The 15,587-nt window shown below is 66.7% G+C and carries 16 protein-coding genes; 10 read left to right on the forward strand and 6 right to left on the reverse strand.

The genetic code is table 11. From position 1 onward, the window contains the following. The first annotated feature begins 30 nt into the window (after positions 1-30). From WKW82_RS17775 to WKW82_RS17785, 3 genes are all read left to right on the forward strand, one after another. Positions 31-1,173 (forward strand): FAD-dependent monooxygenase, encoded by a 1,143-nt coding sequence (locus WKW82_RS17775; RefSeq protein WP_340343650.1) that lies wholly within the window; start codon positions 31-33, stop codon positions 1,171-1,173. 236 nt (positions 1,174-1,409) lie between these two features. Then, complete coding sequence (locus WKW82_RS17780; RefSeq protein WP_340343651.1) at positions 1,410-1,865, forward strand: MarR family winged helix-turn-helix transcriptional regulator; 456 nt, start codon at positions 1,410-1,412, stop codon at positions 1,863-1,865. After that, positions 1,862-3,142 (forward strand): MFS transporter, encoded by a 1,281-nt coding sequence (locus WKW82_RS17785; RefSeq protein ID WP_340343652.1) that lies wholly within the window; start codon positions 1,862-1,864, stop codon positions 3,140-3,142. The genes WKW82_RS17780 and WKW82_RS17785 overlap by 4 nt, the downstream gene beginning before the upstream one ends. Before the next feature lie 18 nt (positions 3,143-3,160). Here the strand turns inward: WKW82_RS17785 and WKW82_RS17790 are convergent, their stop codons facing one another. Next, positions 3,161-4,138 (reverse strand): Bug family tripartite tricarboxylate transporter substrate binding protein, encoded by a 978-nt coding sequence (locus tag WKW82_RS17790; RefSeq protein WP_422823509.1) that lies wholly within the window; start codon positions 4,136-4,138, stop codon positions 3,161-3,163. A gap of 109 nt (positions 4,139-4,247) precedes the next feature. Here WKW82_RS17790 and cuyB point away from each other — a divergent pair, with 109 nt between their 5' ends. From cuyB to WKW82_RS17820, 6 genes are all read left to right on the forward strand, one after another. Next, a complete protein-coding gene (gene cuyB / locus WKW82_RS17795; protein WP_340343653.1) occupies positions 4,248-5,702 on the forward strand; it encodes a cysteate racemase in 1,455 nt (484 codons plus the stop codon). A 166-nt stretch (positions 5,703-5,868) separates the two neighbouring features. Continuing rightward, entirely contained in the window at positions 5,869-6,231 is a 363-nt protein-coding gene (locus tag WKW82_RS17800) for a copper-binding protein (protein WP_340343654.1), read from the forward strand. Next, entirely contained in the window at positions 6,222-7,349 is a 1,128-nt protein-coding gene (locus tag WKW82_RS17805) for a serine hydrolase domain-containing protein (protein ID WP_340343655.1), read from the forward strand. The genes WKW82_RS17800 and WKW82_RS17805 overlap by 10 nt, the downstream gene beginning before the upstream one ends. 158 nt (positions 7,350-7,507) lie before the next feature. Then, positions 7,508-8,476, forward strand: coding sequence for a LysR substrate-binding domain-containing protein (locus WKW82_RS17810; protein ID WP_340343656.1), 969 nt, complete (start codon positions 7,508-7,510; stop codon positions 8,474-8,476). 108 nt (positions 8,477-8,584) lie between these two features. Further along, a complete protein-coding gene (locus WKW82_RS17815) occupies positions 8,585-9,157 on the forward strand; it encodes a carboxymuconolactone decarboxylase family protein (RefSeq protein ID WP_340343657.1) in 573 nt (190 codons plus the stop codon). Further along, positions 9,154-9,990: an amidohydrolase family protein gene (locus tag WKW82_RS17820; RefSeq protein ID WP_340343658.1), complete on the forward strand. Its 837-nt coding sequence runs from the start codon at positions 9,154-9,156 to the stop codon at positions 9,988-9,990. Before WKW82_RS17815 ends, WKW82_RS17820 begins: the two co-directional genes overlap by 4 nt. Before the next feature lie 155 nt (positions 9,991-10,145). Here WKW82_RS17820 and WKW82_RS17825 read toward each other — a convergent pair whose 3' ends face one another. The 3 genes from WKW82_RS17825 to WKW82_RS17835 are packed head-to-tail and all read right to left on the reverse strand — an operon-like array spanning position 10,146 to position 12,192. Then, positions 10,146-10,757, reverse strand: a complete 612-nt coding sequence (locus tag WKW82_RS17825) for a glutathione S-transferase family protein (protein ID WP_340343659.1) — start codon at positions 10,755-10,757, stop codon at positions 10,146-10,148. Further along, complete coding sequence (locus WKW82_RS17830; protein ID WP_340343660.1) at positions 10,757-11,986, reverse strand: CaiB/BaiF CoA transferase family protein; 1,230 nt, start codon at positions 11,984-11,986, stop codon at positions 10,757-10,759. The genes WKW82_RS17825 and WKW82_RS17830 overlap by 1 nt, the downstream gene beginning before the upstream one ends. Then, positions 11,983-12,192: a hypothetical protein gene (locus WKW82_RS17835; protein ID WP_340343661.1), complete on the reverse strand. Its 210-nt coding sequence runs from the start codon at positions 12,190-12,192 to the stop codon at positions 11,983-11,985. Before WKW82_RS17835 ends, WKW82_RS17830 begins: the two co-directional genes overlap by 4 nt. Here WKW82_RS17835 and WKW82_RS17840 point away from each other — a divergent pair. After that, positions 12,191-13,159, forward strand: a complete 969-nt coding sequence (locus WKW82_RS17840) for a Bug family tripartite tricarboxylate transporter substrate binding protein (RefSeq protein ID WP_340343662.1) — start codon at positions 12,191-12,193, stop codon at positions 13,157-13,159. The two genes, WKW82_RS17835 and WKW82_RS17840, sit on opposite strands and share 2 nt — an antisense overlap. 73 nt (positions 13,160-13,232) lie before the next feature. Here the strand turns inward: WKW82_RS17840 and WKW82_RS17845 are convergent, their stop codons facing one another. Together WKW82_RS17845 and WKW82_RS17850 are read right to left on the reverse strand one after the other, a co-directional pair. Further along, positions 13,233-14,459: an acyl-CoA dehydrogenase family protein gene (locus WKW82_RS17845; RefSeq protein ID WP_340343663.1), complete on the reverse strand. Its 1,227-nt coding sequence runs from the start codon at positions 14,457-14,459 to the stop codon at positions 13,233-13,235. 129 nt (positions 14,460-14,588) lie between these two features. Beyond that, positions 14,589-15,551: a Bug family tripartite tricarboxylate transporter substrate binding protein gene (locus WKW82_RS17850; RefSeq protein ID WP_340343664.1), complete on the reverse strand. Its 963-nt coding sequence runs from the start codon at positions 15,549-15,551 to the stop codon at positions 14,589-14,591. Positions 15,552-15,587 lie beyond the last annotated feature (36 nt).

Below are 15,587 nucleotides of genomic sequence, written 5' to 3' on the forward strand. Positions count from 1 at the left end.
TCCCCGCATACAACATTCAGGAGCAGCACCATGAACGTCCTCATCTCCGGCGCCAGCATGGCCGGCCTCTCGGCCGCCTGGTGGTTCGCCCGTCTCGGTCACCGGGTGACGGTGGTCGAGCGTTCCGATGGCCTGCGTCCCGGCGGTGCGCCGATCGACGTGCGTGGACGCGCGCTCGGCACGGCGCAGCGCATGGGCATCCTCCGGCAGATCGATGACCAGAAGGTCGTCATCACGGATCCCGCGCCGGTCCTGGACGCCACGGGGAAACAGGTCGCGACCCTTGACCTGCGCTGGTTCGCCAACGAGACCGACGAGGACATCGAGATCTCGCGCGACCGGCTCAACCAGATCCTGCTGCGCGCGATTCCGGACGACGTAGCCTTCCGCTTCATGACCTCCATTGCTTCGATCGCCGACGGTCCCGCCGGCGTGGACGTCGCCTTCACGGACGGCGTGCAGGGCCACTATGACCTGGTGGTCGGCGCCGACGGCCTGCACTCCAACGTGCGCAAGCTCGTCTTCGGCCCGGAGAGGGATTACGTCCGTCACTTCGGGTACTACGTGGCGCTCCTCGACCTCCCCAACGATCGCCCATGGAAGCGCGGCATGCTCAACGTGCCCGGCCTGACCATCGCCGTACGCGATGCGGGCGACGGTCCGCAGGCCTTCGTGCTCTGCGCCAGTCCCGAGATCGACTACGACTACCGTGATGCGGCCAGCCAACGGCGGATCATCGACGGCCTGTTGTCGCGCGTCGACGCCTGGCAAGTGCGCGAGATCCGCGCGGCGTTCGCAGACCCCGCCGCGAAGGGCTTCTACTTCGACTCTGTGAGCCAGACCCACATGCCCAGCTGGACCAAGGGCAACGTGGCCGTGATCGGCGATGCGGGCCACTGTGCCGCGCTGTTGTCAGGCATGGGCACCACCTTGGCGATGGTGGCCGCGGAGACACTGGCGACGACGTGGACCGATTGCGGTGGCGACATGGCCGCCGCATCCCCGATCCATCACGAGCGCCTGCGTCCCTACGTCGAGCAGTGCCAGGCCTTTGCGCACGAGGGCGGTCCGATCATGGTGCCCGCGACACAGGAAGCGCTCGACCAGCGCAACGCGACTTTCCGGGCCCATGCCGAAAAGTTCGCGGGAGGTGTCGAGGCAGTTCGCGCTTGAGCATCGGCGGGCCGGGGCCGCGAGACCTGGCCGGCAAACGCGCCGGCGTGCGCAGCCAGGCGACACCGCCATCGTCGTGACCAGCACCGCATGGAAGCGCTGGGCATGACGGTCGCGAAGGATTCAGGTTGCAGGGAGATTGCTGCGGGGCATGGTCGAGTTCCGGCCAGGGTCAATTTAGGAAGCTAAACTTCGTAGTTGTCCTGTTCAATCGTCATTCGACGAAACCCGAGCGCATGCCCACCCCACTGGCCGACCCGTCCACCGAAGCCGCCCACGCCCTGGCCGTCGACCTGCGCATGCTCGCGTCGCAGTTGCGACGTCGGCTGCGGCAGGAGGCCTCGGTCGCCGACTGGACCGAATCCCAGCGTGCCGTCCTGTTGCGGCTGGAGCGCCAGGTGGCCGCCACCGTGACCGAACTGGCGACGGCCGAAGGCGTGCGCTCCCAGTCGATGGGCGCCACCGTGGCATCGCTGATCGAGGCCGGCTACGTCAAGGGCGCGCCGGACCCGGCCGACGGCCGGCGCACGCTGCTGTCGCTCACCCCGCAGGCCCGCAAGATGATCCGCCAGGTGCGCGCCGCGCGCGAAGACTGGTTGCAGCGCACGATCTCCGCGCGCTATTCGCTGGCCGAGCAGAAGCAGCTCGCCGCCGCCGTGAAGCTGCTGCAGCGCCTGCTGGACACCCCTTGAGCCAGACATTCCGCTCGCTGCGCATCCGCAACTACCGCTTGTGGGCGGCCGGTGCGCTGGTGTCCAACATCGGCACCTGGATGCAGCGCACGGCGCAGGACTGGCTGGTCCTGACGCACCTGACCGACCACAACGCGACGGCGGTGGGCATCGTGATGGCGCTGCAGTTCGGTCCGCAGTTGGTGCTGCTGCCCTTCACCGGACTCGCAGCCGATCGGCTGAACCGGCGCAAGCTGCTGATGGTCACGCAGGCTTCGATGGGAGCGCTCGCGCTCGGCCTGGGCCTGCTCACCCTCAGCGGCATGGCGCAGCTGTGGCATGTCTACGTGTTCGCGTTGCTGATGGGTTGCGTGGCGGCATTCGACGCGCCGGCGCGCCAGACCTTCGTCGCCGAACTGGTGTCGGACGCCGAGCTCTCCAACGCGGTGGCGCTCAACTCGACCTCCTTCAACGCGGCGCGCATGGTCGGTCCGGCCGTGGCCGGCATGGTGATCGCGGCGACCGGTCCGGGCACGGCCTTCCTGCTCAATGCGCTGTCTTTCGTGGCGGTGCTGATCTCGCTGGCCTGCCTGCGCAAGAGCGAGTTCTTCGCGCGGCCCGATGTGGCGGGGCGCCGGAGCGCCAGCCTGATGGAAGGCTTCCGCTACGTGTGGGCGCGGCCGGATCTGCGTGCGGTGCTGGCGATGCTTTTCCTGGTGGCCACCTTCGGCCTGAACTTTCCGATCTTCATCTCCACCATGTCGGTCGGCGCCTTCCATGGTGGACCCGGGCAGTACGGCCTGCTGTCTTCCACGATGGCGATCGGGTCGGTCACCGGCGCGCTGCTCGTGGCGCGCCGCGCGCAGCCGCGCCTCGGCCATCTGGTGGTCGGCTCGGCACTGTTCGGCTGCGCCACCTTCGCAGGCGCGTTGATGCCGAATGCCGTGGCCTTCGGCATCGTCCTCATCGTCACCGGCGTCGCGGCACAGACCCTCACCACCACCACCAACAGCCTGGTGCAACTCTCGACCGAACCCGCGCTGCGCGGCCGCGTCATCGCGATCCTGATGGCAACGCTGCTCGGCAGCACGCCCATCGGCGCACCGCTGGTGGGCTGGGTCGCCGACACCTTCGGCCCGCGTTGGGCGCTGGGCGTGGCCGCCGCCGCGGGGCTGGCATCGGCGGTCATCGGGCTGCGCTACCTGGTCAGGTACCGCGGGCTGCGGTTGTGGGTGGAAAGGTGGCGGTTGCGTTGGAGCGTGCAGCCTGCGGGGAACCCGGAAGCCGCGACGGGATGATGCTCTTTCGCAATCTCCCTAAAGCTTGATCCCCGCCCCCTTGATCGTCGGCCCCAGCACGCTCACCTGCTCCTTCACGAAATCGTTGAACATCCCGACGGTTTCAGGCTTGGCCACGATCCCCAGGTCATTCAGTTTCTTCTGGATCTCGGGCATCACCAGGACCTCGTTGCAAGCCGTGTTCAACCTCGTCACGACATCCGCGGGCAGCTTGGCGGGGCCGGACAGGCCGAAGAAGTTTTCGAGCACCAGCTTGGGTTGCTTGAGTTCCACGATGGTCGGAACCTCCGGCATCAGGGGCGAGCGCTGGGTGCTGGTCACGGCCAGCGGCACCAGTTGGCCGCTCTTGAAGAAGGGCACGTAGGAGGTGATCACGTCGATGCCGATAGGAATCGTGTTGGCGATCAGGTCGGTGGTCATGGGCGCCCCACCGCGGTACGGCACATGCACCAGGTTGATCCCCGTCGTCTTCTTGAGCAACTCGCCGTAGATGTGGCCGATGGAGCCGGGGCCGCCGGAGCCGAAGTCCATACGGCCGTCCTTGCGCGCGAGCGCATCGAACTCCGCGTACGTCTTGATGCCCGACGGCTTGCTCGCCATGATGACCAGCGGTGCGGCACCCAGGTAGGCGATGTGGCTGAAGCCGGTCGCGGGGTCGTACGGTGGCTTGTCCAGCGTGAACGGGCCGAGGGCGATCGGCGTGGTGTTCGACAGCATCAGCGTGTAGCCATCGGGCGCGGCCGTGGCGACTTGCACTCCGCCGATCGTGCCGCCCGCACCGGGCTTGTTGTCGACCACCACAGGCTGGCCGAGCTTCTTCGTGAGTTGCTCCGCCATCAGACGCGCCAGCACGTCGCTGGAGCCACCCGGCGGAAAGGTCACGATGATCTTGATGGGCTTGTCGGGCCACTGGGCGAATGCGGGAAGCGCCGACGCGGCGGCGCCGGCGGCCAGGAATTGCAGCGCGGTGCGCCGCGTGGGGCGGAAGGTGGTCATGAGGATCTCGGCGGCAATGGGGGTACCCGTCGCTTAGCAGGAAACGCGCCCGATCGTCCTCGCCTCCCTAAGATGCGATGGTCGCCACATCCTCCGCAGAATCTCGACCATGAACCCTCAGCGCAAACGCATCGGCATCATTGGCGGGCTGGGCGCGCTCGGCGCGGCCGACATCTTCTTCAAACTGGTGCAGGCCACACCGTCCGCGAGCGGCCGCGACCAGTACGACCTGATGTTCGAGCAGCGCCCCTTCGACGAGCCTGAAGCGGCCGGCGCCGAGGAGGCCAGCCTGACGGCGCGCAAGCTGTACGTGTTCGACATGATCCGGCACTTCGAGGCGCGCCAGGCCGACGCGGTGCTGCTGCCCTGCTTCATCAGCCACACCTTTCTCGACGAGATCGCCAACGAGGTGCGCGTGCCCATCCTCGACATCCGGGATGCACTGGTTTCGCACGTGCAGCGGCGTTATGCGGAGGCACGTCGCATCGGCGTGCTCACCTCGGACCGCGTCCGGCGGCATCGGCTTTTCGAGATCGCTTTCGAGCGGGCGGGACTGACCGTGATCCAGCCTGCGCCGGATGTGCAGCAAGCGGCCCTCATGCCCGCCATCTACGGCGCGAACGGGATCAAGTCTGGACACCTGCAGGGCGAGGCAATCGACCTGCTGGAACGTGCCTGCCGCAGCCTGCTGGACCAGGGCGCCGAACTGATCGTGCCCGGCTTCACCGAGATCCCGATCGTGATCGAGGCCTTGCGCGAGCGCGGAGTGCCGATCGTGGATTCCAACCGCGTCTACGCCGCCCACGCCGTCACGGACACGGGCAGCGCGAAGGCCCGGCCCTTCAAGGTGGGCGTGGTGGGTGGCGTGGGGCCGGCGGCGACGGCCGACTTCATGCGGAAGATCGTGCTCAACACGACGGCGGCGCGGGACCAGGATCACATCAAGATCGTGGTCGAGCAGAACCCGCAGATACCCGACCGCACGGCCAACCTGATCGGCGACGGCCCCGACCCGACCGTGGCGCTGTACGCCACCTGCAAGAAGTTGGAAGCCGGCGACGCCGACCTGATCGCCATCCCTTGCAACACGGCCCATGCCTTCGTCGAGCGCATCCAGCCCTACCTGTCGATACCGATCGTGAACATGCTGCACGAGACGGTGCGCCATCTGCGCGAACACCATCCCGATTGCCAACGGGTCGGCCTCCTGGCCACCTCCGGCACGCTGGGCAGCCGCGTCTACCACGAGGCTGTGGAAGGCGCCGGACTGGAGGCCATCGCGCCCGACGAGGCGAACCAGGCCCGCGTGATGAACGCCATCTACGGCGAGAAGGGTGTGAAGGCCGGCTTCACCGAGGGCGAATGCCGTGACGACCTGATGCTGGCCCTCGCCCATCTTGTCGAGCGGGGCGCGCAGGCGGTGATCCTCGGCTGCACGGAGTTGCCGCTGCTGCTTGCGCAGTCGGCGGCTTTCCCTGTCGCCGGAACGCAGGTGGTCCTGCTCGACCCGACGGACATCCTGGCGCGCAAGTGCGTTGCGCTTGCGCATGTCGATGCGCCATAGCCGCCATCCCGGCCGGCGCGTGAACAAACGCCGGCCAAGCGTTCGGGCGTCGACATGCAAAGCCATCCGTGGATCAACCTGATGGTCGATACCGGTCAAACCCGAGATCGGAGCCGACCATCGACGACATACATTCGGCATCACGATCTCCATGGAGAAACATGTCTTGAACACGCTGCGCACCGCCGTCACGAGTGCCCTGGCCGTCATCGCGATCGGCAGTGCAGTCGCTCAACCTGCAACCTCGAGTGAGTCGGGTTCGAAGCAAAGCGCCACCGTGTTCACACGCGCGCGCGTCGCGTCCTTCCTGCAGGAGACGGACAACAGGTTCTATGTCCGCCTGAAGCTCTTGCCCAGCGCGAAGCTGCCTTTCATGACGCAGGCCTTCCGGGTGACCGACCGCTCGTTGCTGGCCGACATTCCCGAGGGTGCATGGGTCAAGTTCACGTCACGGCGTGTGGACGGCGAGAACGTGTTGACGGCCATCCACGTCGTCGACGAATGCAAGCGCTTCCAGCCATGCGACTGACCCAGCCCTTCCCCTCGCGCACACGAATCGGTGGCTTGGCGCGCCTGGCCGCTCGCGTGCTGGCGGCGCTGTGCATCGCCGCGCCCGCGCTGGTGGCCGCGCAGCAGGCCTTTCCCGGCGCATCGTGGAGTACACCCGCGACCGCCGGGCAACCGAACGGCTGGTCCGCAGAAAAGCTCAAGCTCGCAGATGACTATGCCGACTGGGCTCGCTCCGACGCCTACCTGGTGATCCACCGCGGCGTGCTGGTGCATGCCTATGGCGACATCCGTCGACCCATGAACCTCGCGTCGGTTCGCAAGAGCGTGCTGAGCGTGCTCTTCGGCATCCAGGTGGACCGCGGCGCGATCGACTTGAACCAGACCCTGGCGACGCTCGACATCACGGACAAGGGCGGCCTGTCCGAGGTCGAGCGGACCGCCACGGTCCGGCAACTGCTGCAATCGCGCTCGGGCGTCTATCACGAGGCGGCCTACGAAACACCCGATGCCAAGAAGCGGCGGCCCGAACGCGGCAGCCACGCACCGGGCACCTGGTGGTACTACAACAACTGGGACTTCAACACGCTCGGCGCCATCTTCCAGCGCCGCGCCGGCAAGAACGTGTTCCAGGCCCTGAAGTCCGACCTGGCGGAACCCCTTCAGTTCGAGGACTTCCGCTATGCGCAAGACACGAAGTTCGAGTACGAGCGCGTCTCGGACCACCCCGCCTACCTGATGTACCTGTCCGCACGGGACCTGGCGCGCGTCGGGCTGCTCGTGAGCCGCGACGGCCAGTGGAACGGCCGCCAGATCGTGTCGACCGCCTGGCTGCGCGATAGCACGAAGTCGTACAGCGCGGTGTCGGGCGGGAACGGCTATGGCTACATGTGGTGGGTGCCGTACACGTCCTTCGCCGCATGGCGCCCCGCCAGCAACCCGCTGGTGCTTGCGGACGGGACCGGCGGGCAGTTCATGCTGGTCGACCGGACGCGGGACATCGTGGTCGTCCATCGCGTCGACAACAGCCGGCTCTGGTACAAGCGCAACGCCGTGGATGTGGGGCAGTTCAACGTGCTTGCCGCGCGCATCCTCGCGGCGGCGCCGGATGAGAAGCAGGCGGCGGGTCCCGCGCGATGAACAGACGCTGACCACCGTGACCATCAGGGATGGGCGCGTGGGGTCGGTGGAGAGAAAGATCTCGCGGTAGCGCTCAGCCTCTCCCGAGGGAAAGCCGGCATTTGCTTGCCGCCCGCACGCTGGACAATGGGCGCACCCCACGCTGCGAGCAAGGCCCCATGCAATCCGGCAAAGCCACCCAAATCCAACTCGACATCACGTCGGACCTGCAGAAGTGGCGCGCCTTCCTGGCCATCGCCGAGCTTGGGAGCCTGACGCGCGCGGCGCTGTTCCTCGACAGCAACCAGTCGCTGTTGAGCCGTCACCTCAACGCGCTGGAGCGGGAATGCAAGGCGCGCCTGTTCAACCGCACCGGGCGCGGCGTGGCGCTGTCGGACGTGGGGCAACGCATCTTTCCGCTGGTCAAGGCCCTGCTCTCCGATGCCGAGCAACTCGAGCTGGAGATCCACGGCGAGGCGCGCGAGCCCGCGGGGCGGGTCACCATCGGCTCGCTGCCCTCCATCACCAATCCGATCGTCGGGCGCCTGTTCAAGCAGCTGCGCGAGCGTCATCCCGGCATCCAGCTCAAGATCCTCGAGGGCTCCAGTGGACAGGTGGAGGAATGGCTGGCCGATGGGCGCGTCGACATTGCGATCCTCTATCGCTACGGCACCGCGCTGCACGAGCAGGAGCAAGCGCTGGCCACCGTCGACAGCTACCTGATCGGGGCTGCGGGCGACCGGCTGACGGCCAAGCCGGAGCTTCCCTTCGCGTCGCTGCACGAGTTGCCCTTCATCCTGCCGAGCGCGCCGAATGGCCTGCGCACCGCCCTCGACGCGATGGCGCGCCAGGAGCACATCACCCTGGCGCCGGTGCTGGAGGCCGATTCGCTGCCGCTCATGCGGTCGACGGTCGCCGAGGCCCGGCTTTACACCGTGCTGCCCATCCACGCCGTATGGACCGAGGTGCAGGAGGGCCGGCTGCAAGCCGCCAGGATCGTCTCGCCCACGCTCCAGCGGGTCGTCTCGATGGCCTTGGCGCGGACCAAGGGACCGGGCCGGGCCGTGTCAGCCGTCGCGTCGGAAATCGTCAGCATCGTGGAAGACAGCGCACGCAGCGGCATGTGGCATTCCGGCGGTCCCGGATGAGCCCCGCGTTGCACGCCTGCGCATAGCAGCGTTGCGCCGGGCGCGGATGCGCGCGAGGCCGCTGCCCCCTAAGCTCGTCGGCAACGATCGACCTCAGGAGACACCCGCATGCCCAGAATTTCCCTGCCCGCCCCGGAGACCATGAACGCCGACCAGCGTGTGGTCTACGACAAGATCGTCTCCGGCCCGCGCGGGCGCATCCAGGGCCCGCTGCGGGCCGCGCTCCACAACCCGGAACTCGCGGACAAGTGGCAGGCCATCGGGGCCTTGCTGCGCTACGGAACATCCCTGCCGCCGCGACTGTCGGAGATCGCCATCCTCGTCACCGGCCGCGCCTGCAACTCGCCCTTCGAGTGGTACGCGCATCGCGTCGAGGCCGAGAAGGCCGGCATCGAGCAGCCGATCATCGAAGCGCTTCTCGCGCAGACCGAACCGCCCGGCCTGTCGGCAGACGACGCGGCCGTCTACCACTACGCGGTCGAACTCAATCGACACAACTCGGTATCCGACGCGACGTATGCAGCCGCCCTCGCACGGTTCGGCGAGCGCACGGTGGTCGAACTGACCGCGCTGGTGGGCTACTACACGATGGTCGCGATGACGCTCAACTGCCACGAGATTCCGCTGCCCGAAGGCGTGTCGCCGGCGTTCCCGTTGCCCCAGGAAGCCGCGCTGCAATGAGCGAAGCGGTCAACAACACAGGGATGGTTGCTGCGGGCTGGGACTGCCACGCCCACCTGTTCGGTCCCTACGAGCGCTTTCCCTTGGCGCCCGAGCGCAGCTACACGCCGCCTGAAGCGGTCGAGTCGTCGTATCTGGCCTTGCTTTCCCGGCTGGGCCTGGGACACGGCGTGCTGGTGCATGCCAGCGCGTATGGCAAGGACCACTCGCTGCTGCTGCATGCGCTGGCCGCGCAGCCCGCCCTGCGTGGCGTCGTCGTCGTGCAGCCTGGTGATCCGCTGGCGCTCGGTGGCCTGCGTGCGCGCGGCGTGCGGGGCGCACGCTTCAGCCATCGCAGCGGACCGGGCACCAACTTCGCCGGCAGCGCGTCATTCGACGACCTGTGCACGCTGGCCCCGGCCTTGGCCGATGCCGGCCTGCATGCCGAACTCTGGACGGACTGCAGGGCATTGCCGGCCATTGCGCCGCACTTGCTGGAGTTGCCGGTCCCGATCGTGATCGACCACATGGGTGGCTTCGATGTGAATGCCGGCGTCGACGATGCGGGGTTCCGCACGCTGCTCGACCTGATAGCGACCGGCAAGGTATGGGTCAAGCTCTGCGCCTATCGCAACCTGCTGGGTTCATCCGACTGGGAGGCTGGCCGCCCCTTCCAGCAGAAGATGATCGAAGCCAACCCCGATCGCCTGCTGTGGGGCAGCGACTGGCCGCACCTGCGTGTGACGCCTGTGCCCGACGCTGCGCAGTTGCTCGCCATGTTCAAGGATTGGGCGGGGAGCGAAGCCGTCGCGGACAAGGTGTTGCGCAGCAATCCGGAGAGGCTTTACCGATAAGGAGACTCTGATCAAATCCGCCTCGGCGCGGGATGGGATGCAAGACGCAAACCACAGTCATCGCCAATGTCTTGGCGAGGATTTGCAACGCCGCAGACCGCCCGGGCAGAGGATGCGCGGTCCGCGGCGGACTTGATCAGCGCCTCCCTGAGCAATCAACCGTCGACGGGCTCGGTGGCCTGGAAGGAAGGCCGGGCTTGCAAGCTTGCGAACCACGATGCGAGGCGCGGCGCCATTGCGCGCCAGCCCAATGAATCGAAGCGGTAGTCGAGATATCCAAGGGCGCAGCCAAGCGTCACATGGCCGATGGAGAAAGGCGCGCTGTCGATCACGTCGGCCTCTGAATCGAGCAGCTTCAGCGCGGCGCGCGTCTTGAGCTTGAAGGCGTCCACCAGTGCTTCCAGCGGATGCTCGCGCTCGCGCTCGTTGCGCCACAAGATCAGCGCGTCGAGCAGGCCATCGCCCAGCGCATGCCAGCGCAAGGCTTGCCAGCGTGGCTCGCCCTCCGCCGGAAACAGCGCGCCTCCAGCCTGGTCATTGAGGTACTCGCAGATGACGATCGAATCGAACAGCGTCGAGCCGTCTTCGCGCACCAGCGTCGGGATCTTCGACAGCGGGTTGTCCGCCATGATGGCCCCGTTGGGCTTGAGCATCGCCGCTACCGAGCGCACGAGTTCAAGCTCTTGCAGCAGCCCCAGTTCATGCGCGCAGATCATCACCTTGCGAACATAGGGCGACTTGGGTGACCAGTGCAGCTTCATCGTCATCAGATCGCTCCCGCGGTGCGCAACGATTCGATGCAGGCGGGGCTGTAGCCCAGCTCCGCCAGGATGTCATCGCTGTGCTGGCCGAGCAGCGGCGGCGCGCTCTGTGTCTGCAGCGGCGATTCGGCAAAGCGCATCGGGCTGCCCACCTGCGGCACGTCGACCCCGCTCGGATGCGGCACATAGCGCAGCATCTCGCGGGCCTTGACCTGCGGCTCCTTGAACACGTCCGCCACGGTGTTGATGGGGCCGCAAGGCACGCCCGCCTTGTCGAGCGCTGCAATCAGCCGCTCGCGCTCCCATTCGGCAAACACGTCACGCAGCATGCCCGACAGCTCGCCGATGTTGCGCACGCGTTGTGCGTTGGTGGCAAAGCGTTCGTCGTTGATCCATTCCGGCCGACCGAAGACTTCGCACAACTTCCCGAACTGGCCGTCATTGCCGACCACCAGGATCACGTCGCCGTCAGCGCAGGCATACACATCCTGCGGCTGGATGTTGGGATGCGCATTGCCATTGCGGCGCGGCACCTTGCCAGAGACCAGGTAGTTCATCGCCTGATTGGACAAGGTGGCGACTTGCACGTCGAGCATCGCGATGTCGATGTTGTCGCCCACGCCCGTCTCGTTGCGCCGTGCCAGTGCAGCCAGCACGGAGACGGCGGTGTACATGCCGGTCATCAGGTCGACGATCGGAATGCCGACCTTCTGCGGCCCGCCGCCGGGGCGGCCGTCCTTCTCGCCGGTCACGCTCATCAGGCCGCCCATCGCCTGGATCAGGAAGTCATAGGCCGGCTGGTCGCGCCGCGGTCCGGTCTGTCCGAAGCCGGTGACCGAGCAGTAGATCAGGCGCGGATTGATCTTGCGCAGCGATGCTTCGTCGAGGCCGTAGCGCTTCAGCGTTCCGGCCTTGTAGTTCTCCAGCACGATGTCGGCCTTGGCCGCAAGTTCCTTGACGATGCGCTGGCCTTCGGGCTTCTCCAGGCTCACCGTGATCGAGCGCTTGCCGCGGTTGACGGCGAGGTAGTAGCCCGCTTCCTTGGTGTCCTTGCCTTCGGCGTCTTTCAGGAACGGAGGGCCCCAGGTGCGGGTGTCGTCGCCGGCACCGGGCCGCTCGACCTTGATGACGTCGGCGCCGAGGTCGGCGAGGATCTGGCTGGCCCAGGGGGCGGCGAGGATGCGGCTCAGGTCGAGCACCTTGACGTGCGAGAGCGGGCCTTGTGGGGTGGTCATGCGATGTCTCCTTTGGTTGGAGACGATTCTTGATTTTCGATGCGCTCCGGACTACGCGCTGTGCGGCAACGCTGTGATGCGCCGCGGCGCATACCGGCGAGCTGCATGGCGCCGGCATGCATAGCAGCTATGCGCAGCAGCCTGATGCGACGCGAGGGCCGGATTCCTAAAGTCCATTCATCCCAAAAACCGGAGACCTTGAACATGAATCGACTCATCCAATCTGCTGCCGCACTGGCGCTTGCAGTGGCCGCAACATCAGGCTGGGCGCAGGCCTGGCCCACCAAGCCGATCCGCGTGATCGTGCCCTTCCCGGCGGGCGGCCCCGTCGACCAGACAGCGCGTGCGCTCGGCTCCAAGCTCAGCACGTCTTTGGGCCAACCCGTCCTGATTGACAACAAGGGGGGTGCGGGTGGGCTGCTCGGCGCCGACGCTGTGGCGAAGTCACCTGCCGACGGCTACACGCTGTTGTTCTCGTCAGCAGGTGCACTGGCCATCGTGCCGCACATCGTGCCGACGATGCCCTACAACCCGCAGAAGGACCTGGTGGCCGTGACCCAGGCGCTCAAGGTGCCGGCCGTGCTGGTCGTGTCCGCCACCTCGAACTACAAGACCTTTGCCGACCTCAAGGCGGCTGCCACCGGCGATGCCAGCAAGATCAACTACGCCTCTGCCGGCAGCGGCACCACGCCGCACCTGCAGGCCGAACTGCTCAAACGCGAAGCAAAGCTCAACATCAACCACATCCCGTACCGCGGGGCCGCACCTGCACTGACCGACCTCATGGGCGGACAGGTCGACATGATGGTGGTGGACATTCCCGTGGCACTGCCGTTCATCCAGTCGGGCAAGCTGCGCGCGCTGGCCGTCACCAACACGAAGCGGATTCCAGTGCTCAAGGACGTGCCTACCGTCGGCGAACTGGGCTATCCGAAGGCCGAGGCCTACAACTGGTACGGCATGCTCGCGCCGGCCCGCACGTCGCCCGAGATCATCAGCAAGCTCTACACCTCCGTCGACGCCGCCTTGCGCTCGCCGGACCTCAAGCAGCAGTTCGATCAGCAAGGCGTGGAAGTCGTTGGCAGCAAGCCCGAGGCGTTCGGCACCTTCATCGCCGTGGAGTCGGAGCGTTGGGGCAGCCTGGCCAAGGCGGTGGGCGCCAAGATGGAATGAAGAAGGCGGCCGAGTTGGCCGCCTTTGATCTTCGTCGGCTTCAGCGACTCGTCATGAGCGCTGAAGCCTTTTTTTACGCAGTCACACGCCGCTTGGCCAGTTCAAGCTTGGCAATGGCATTGCGATGCACTTCATCCGGCCCGTCGACGATGCGCACGGTGCGCTGGTGCGCATAGGCCTCGGCCAGCCAGAAGTCCTGGCTGACGCCAGCCGCGCCGTGCGCCTGGATCGCCCAGTCGACCACCTTGCACGACATGTTGGGCGCGACCACCTTGATCATCGCGATCTCGGCGCGCGCTTCCTTGTTGCCCACGGTGTCCATCTTGTACGCGGCGTTGAGCGTCAGCAGGCGCGCCTGGTCGATCAGGCAGCGCGACTCGGCAATGCGCTCATGCCAGACCGATTGCTCGGCCAGCGGCTTGCCGAAGGCGATGCGCGAACGCAGGCGGTCGCACATCAGTTCCAGCGCACGTTCCGCGGCGCCGATGGAGCGCATGCAGTGGTGAATGCGCCCCGGGCCAAGGCGCCCTTGCGCGATCTCGAAGCCTCGGCCTTCACCCAGCAGGATGTTGCCCACCGGAACACGCACGTTCTCGAGCAGCACTTCCATGTGGCCGTGCGGCGCATCGTCGTAGCCGAACACCGAGAGATGCCTCAGCACCGTCACGCCGGGCGTGTCGCGCGGCACCAGCACCATCGACTGCTGCGCGTGACGCGGCGCCTCGGTGTCGGTCTTGCCCATCACGATGTAGATCTTGCAGCGCGGACTGCCGGCACCCGAGGAGAACCACTTGCGGCCGTTGATGACGTACTCGTCGCCGTCGCGCGTGATGGTGCACTGGATGTTGGTGGCGTCTGACGATGCGACAGCCGGTTCGGTCATGAGGAAACCGGAACGGATCTCGCCCGCGAGCAGCGGTTCGAGCCATTCGTCCTTCTGTGCCTCGGTGCCGTAGCGCTCGATGGTCTCCATATTGCCGGTGTCCGGCGCCGAGCAGTTGAACACCTCGCCGGACCATGACACGCGGCCCATGAGTTCGCACAACGGTGCGTAGTCGAGGTTGGAGATGCCCGGCACGCCGCGATGCTCATGCGGCAGGAACATGTTCCACAGGCCGGCGGCGCGTGCCAGCGGCTTCAGCTCCTCGATCAATGGCGAGACCTGCCAGGCATTGCCCGCGCGGCGGAACGCGTCCATCTCCTCGTGGTAGCGCGCCTCGTTGGGATAGATGTGCTGGTCGAAGAACTGCCGCATGCGATGCAGCAGGTCTTGTGTCTTGGGGGAGGGGTCGGCAAACATGGCGTGTCCTTGGGTCTTGGTGTGGGGCCGCGCCGGTCCTGACGCTGCTGCGCAAGATTGGAACGCCGCCGAGGGAGAAAGGCCGTCTCGCGTGTGACGCAACGGCCGGGAATCCAGCAGTTGGGCAGATCAGTCGAGGCGCACGCCGGAGCGCTTCACCACCTCGGACCACTTCGCCATATCCGTGCGAATCAGCGCCGCGAATTCCTTCGGCGTGCCGAGACGAACCTCGATGCCGGCATCGGCCATCTGCCGAACCATGCCGGGCGAGGACATGACTGCGCCGATCTCGTCATGCAACTTCGTGACGATGGCACCGGGCGTGCCGGCCGGCGCGAGCACGCCGAGCCACAGCGACATCTCGTAGTCGCCCATGCCGGGGGTTTCGGAGATGCTGGGAACGTTCGGCATCGACGGCAGGCGCTTGCGGCCGGTGACGCCGAGCGGGCGCACCTTGCCGGTCTTGACGTAGTCGACGAAGTTCGACGCGGTGTCGAACATCATGGACGTGCGACCGCCGAGGAAGTCGGTCATCGCAGGTGCGCTTCCCTTGTACGGGACGTGCGTCAGCTCGACCTTGGCCAGGCTCTTGAAGAGCTCGCCCGAGAGATGGCTGGTGGTGCCGTTGCCCGCCGACGCAAAGCTCAGCTCTCCTGGCCTCTTGCGCGCAAACTCGATGAGTTCTGCCACCGACTTCGCGGGCACGTCCGGGTTGACCACGAGCAGGTTGGACGTGTTGTGCGTCAGCGTGATCGGGTCGAAGCTCTTGACCGGGTCGTAGCGCAGGCTCTTGTACAGGCTCGGGTTGATGGTGAGCGAGCCCATCGTCGCGAACAGCAGCGTGTAGCCATCGGGTGCCGAGGTCGCCACCGCTTCGGCGCCGATGCCGCCGCCGGCGCCCGCGCGGTTGTCGATGATCACGGCCTGGCCCAGTCGCTCCGCCAGCTTCTGGCCCATGGTGCGTGCCATCAGGTCGGTCGCGCCGCCGGCGGGGAATGGCACGACGAGGCGGATCGGCTTGTCCGGATAGCCGGCCGCACGGGCTGGCAAGCCGAGCGCTGAAAGACCCAGGGATGCGCCGGCAAGCAGCATCCGGCGCCGGGTTGGATGAAGGTTGCCAGGTCGCCT

Source organism: Variovorax rhizosphaerae, from assembly GCF_037889975.1.
In the GTDB taxonomy this organism is placed as follows: Bacteria; Pseudomonadota; Gammaproteobacteria; order Burkholderiales; family Burkholderiaceae_C; genus Variovorax; species Variovorax rhizosphaerae.

Bases quoted from the DNA above. Each gene is read 5' to 3' on its own strand.
- WKW82_RS17840 (WP_340343662.1), top strand. From the start codon at position 12,191: ATGAATCGACTCATCCAATCTGCTGCCGCACTGGCGCTTGCAGTGGCC.
- WKW82_RS17790 (WP_422823509.1), bottom strand. From the start codon at position 4,138: ATGACCACCTTCCGCCCCACGCGGCGCACCGCGCTGCAATTCCTGGCC.
- WKW82_RS17775 (WP_340343650.1), top strand. From the start codon at position 31: ATGAACGTCCTCATCTCCGGCGCCAGCATGGCCGGCCTCTCGGCCGCC.
- WKW82_RS17780 (WP_340343651.1), top strand. From the start codon at position 1,410: ATGCCCACCCCACTGGCCGACCCGTCCACCGAAGCCGCCCACGCCCTG.
- WKW82_RS17835 (WP_340343661.1), bottom strand. From the start codon at position 12,192: ATGTTCAAGGTCTCCGGTTTTTGGGATGAATGGACTTTAGGAATCCGG.
- WKW82_RS17810 (WP_340343656.1), top strand. From the start codon at position 7,508: ATGCAATCCGGCAAAGCCACCCAAATCCAACTCGACATCACGTCGGAC.
- WKW82_RS17820 (WP_340343658.1), top strand. From the start codon at position 9,154: ATGAGCGAAGCGGTCAACAACACAGGGATGGTTGCTGCGGGCTGGGAC.
- WKW82_RS17825 (WP_340343659.1), bottom strand. From the start codon at position 10,757: ATGACGATGAAGCTGCACTGGTCACCCAAGTCGCCCTATGTTCGCAAG.
- WKW82_RS17805 (WP_340343655.1), top strand. From the start codon at position 6,222: ATGCGACTGACCCAGCCCTTCCCCTCGCGCACACGAATCGGTGGCTTG.
- WKW82_RS17850 (WP_340343664.1), bottom strand. From the start codon at position 15,551: ATGCTGCTTGCCGGCGCATCCCTGGGTCTTTCAGCGCTCGGCTTGCCA.
- WKW82_RS17830 (WP_340343660.1), bottom strand. From the start codon at position 11,986: ATGACCACCCCACAAGGCCCGCTCTCGCACGTCAAGGTGCTCGACCTG.
- WKW82_RS17815 (WP_340343657.1), top strand. From the start codon at position 8,585: ATGCCCAGAATTTCCCTGCCCGCCCCGGAGACCATGAACGCCGACCAG.
- WKW82_RS17845 (WP_340343663.1), bottom strand. From the start codon at position 14,459: ATGTTTGCCGACCCCTCCCCCAAGACACAAGACCTGCTGCATCGCATG.
- cuyB (WP_340343653.1), top strand. From the start codon at position 4,248: ATGAACCCTCAGCGCAAACGCATCGGCATCATTGGCGGGCTGGGCGCG.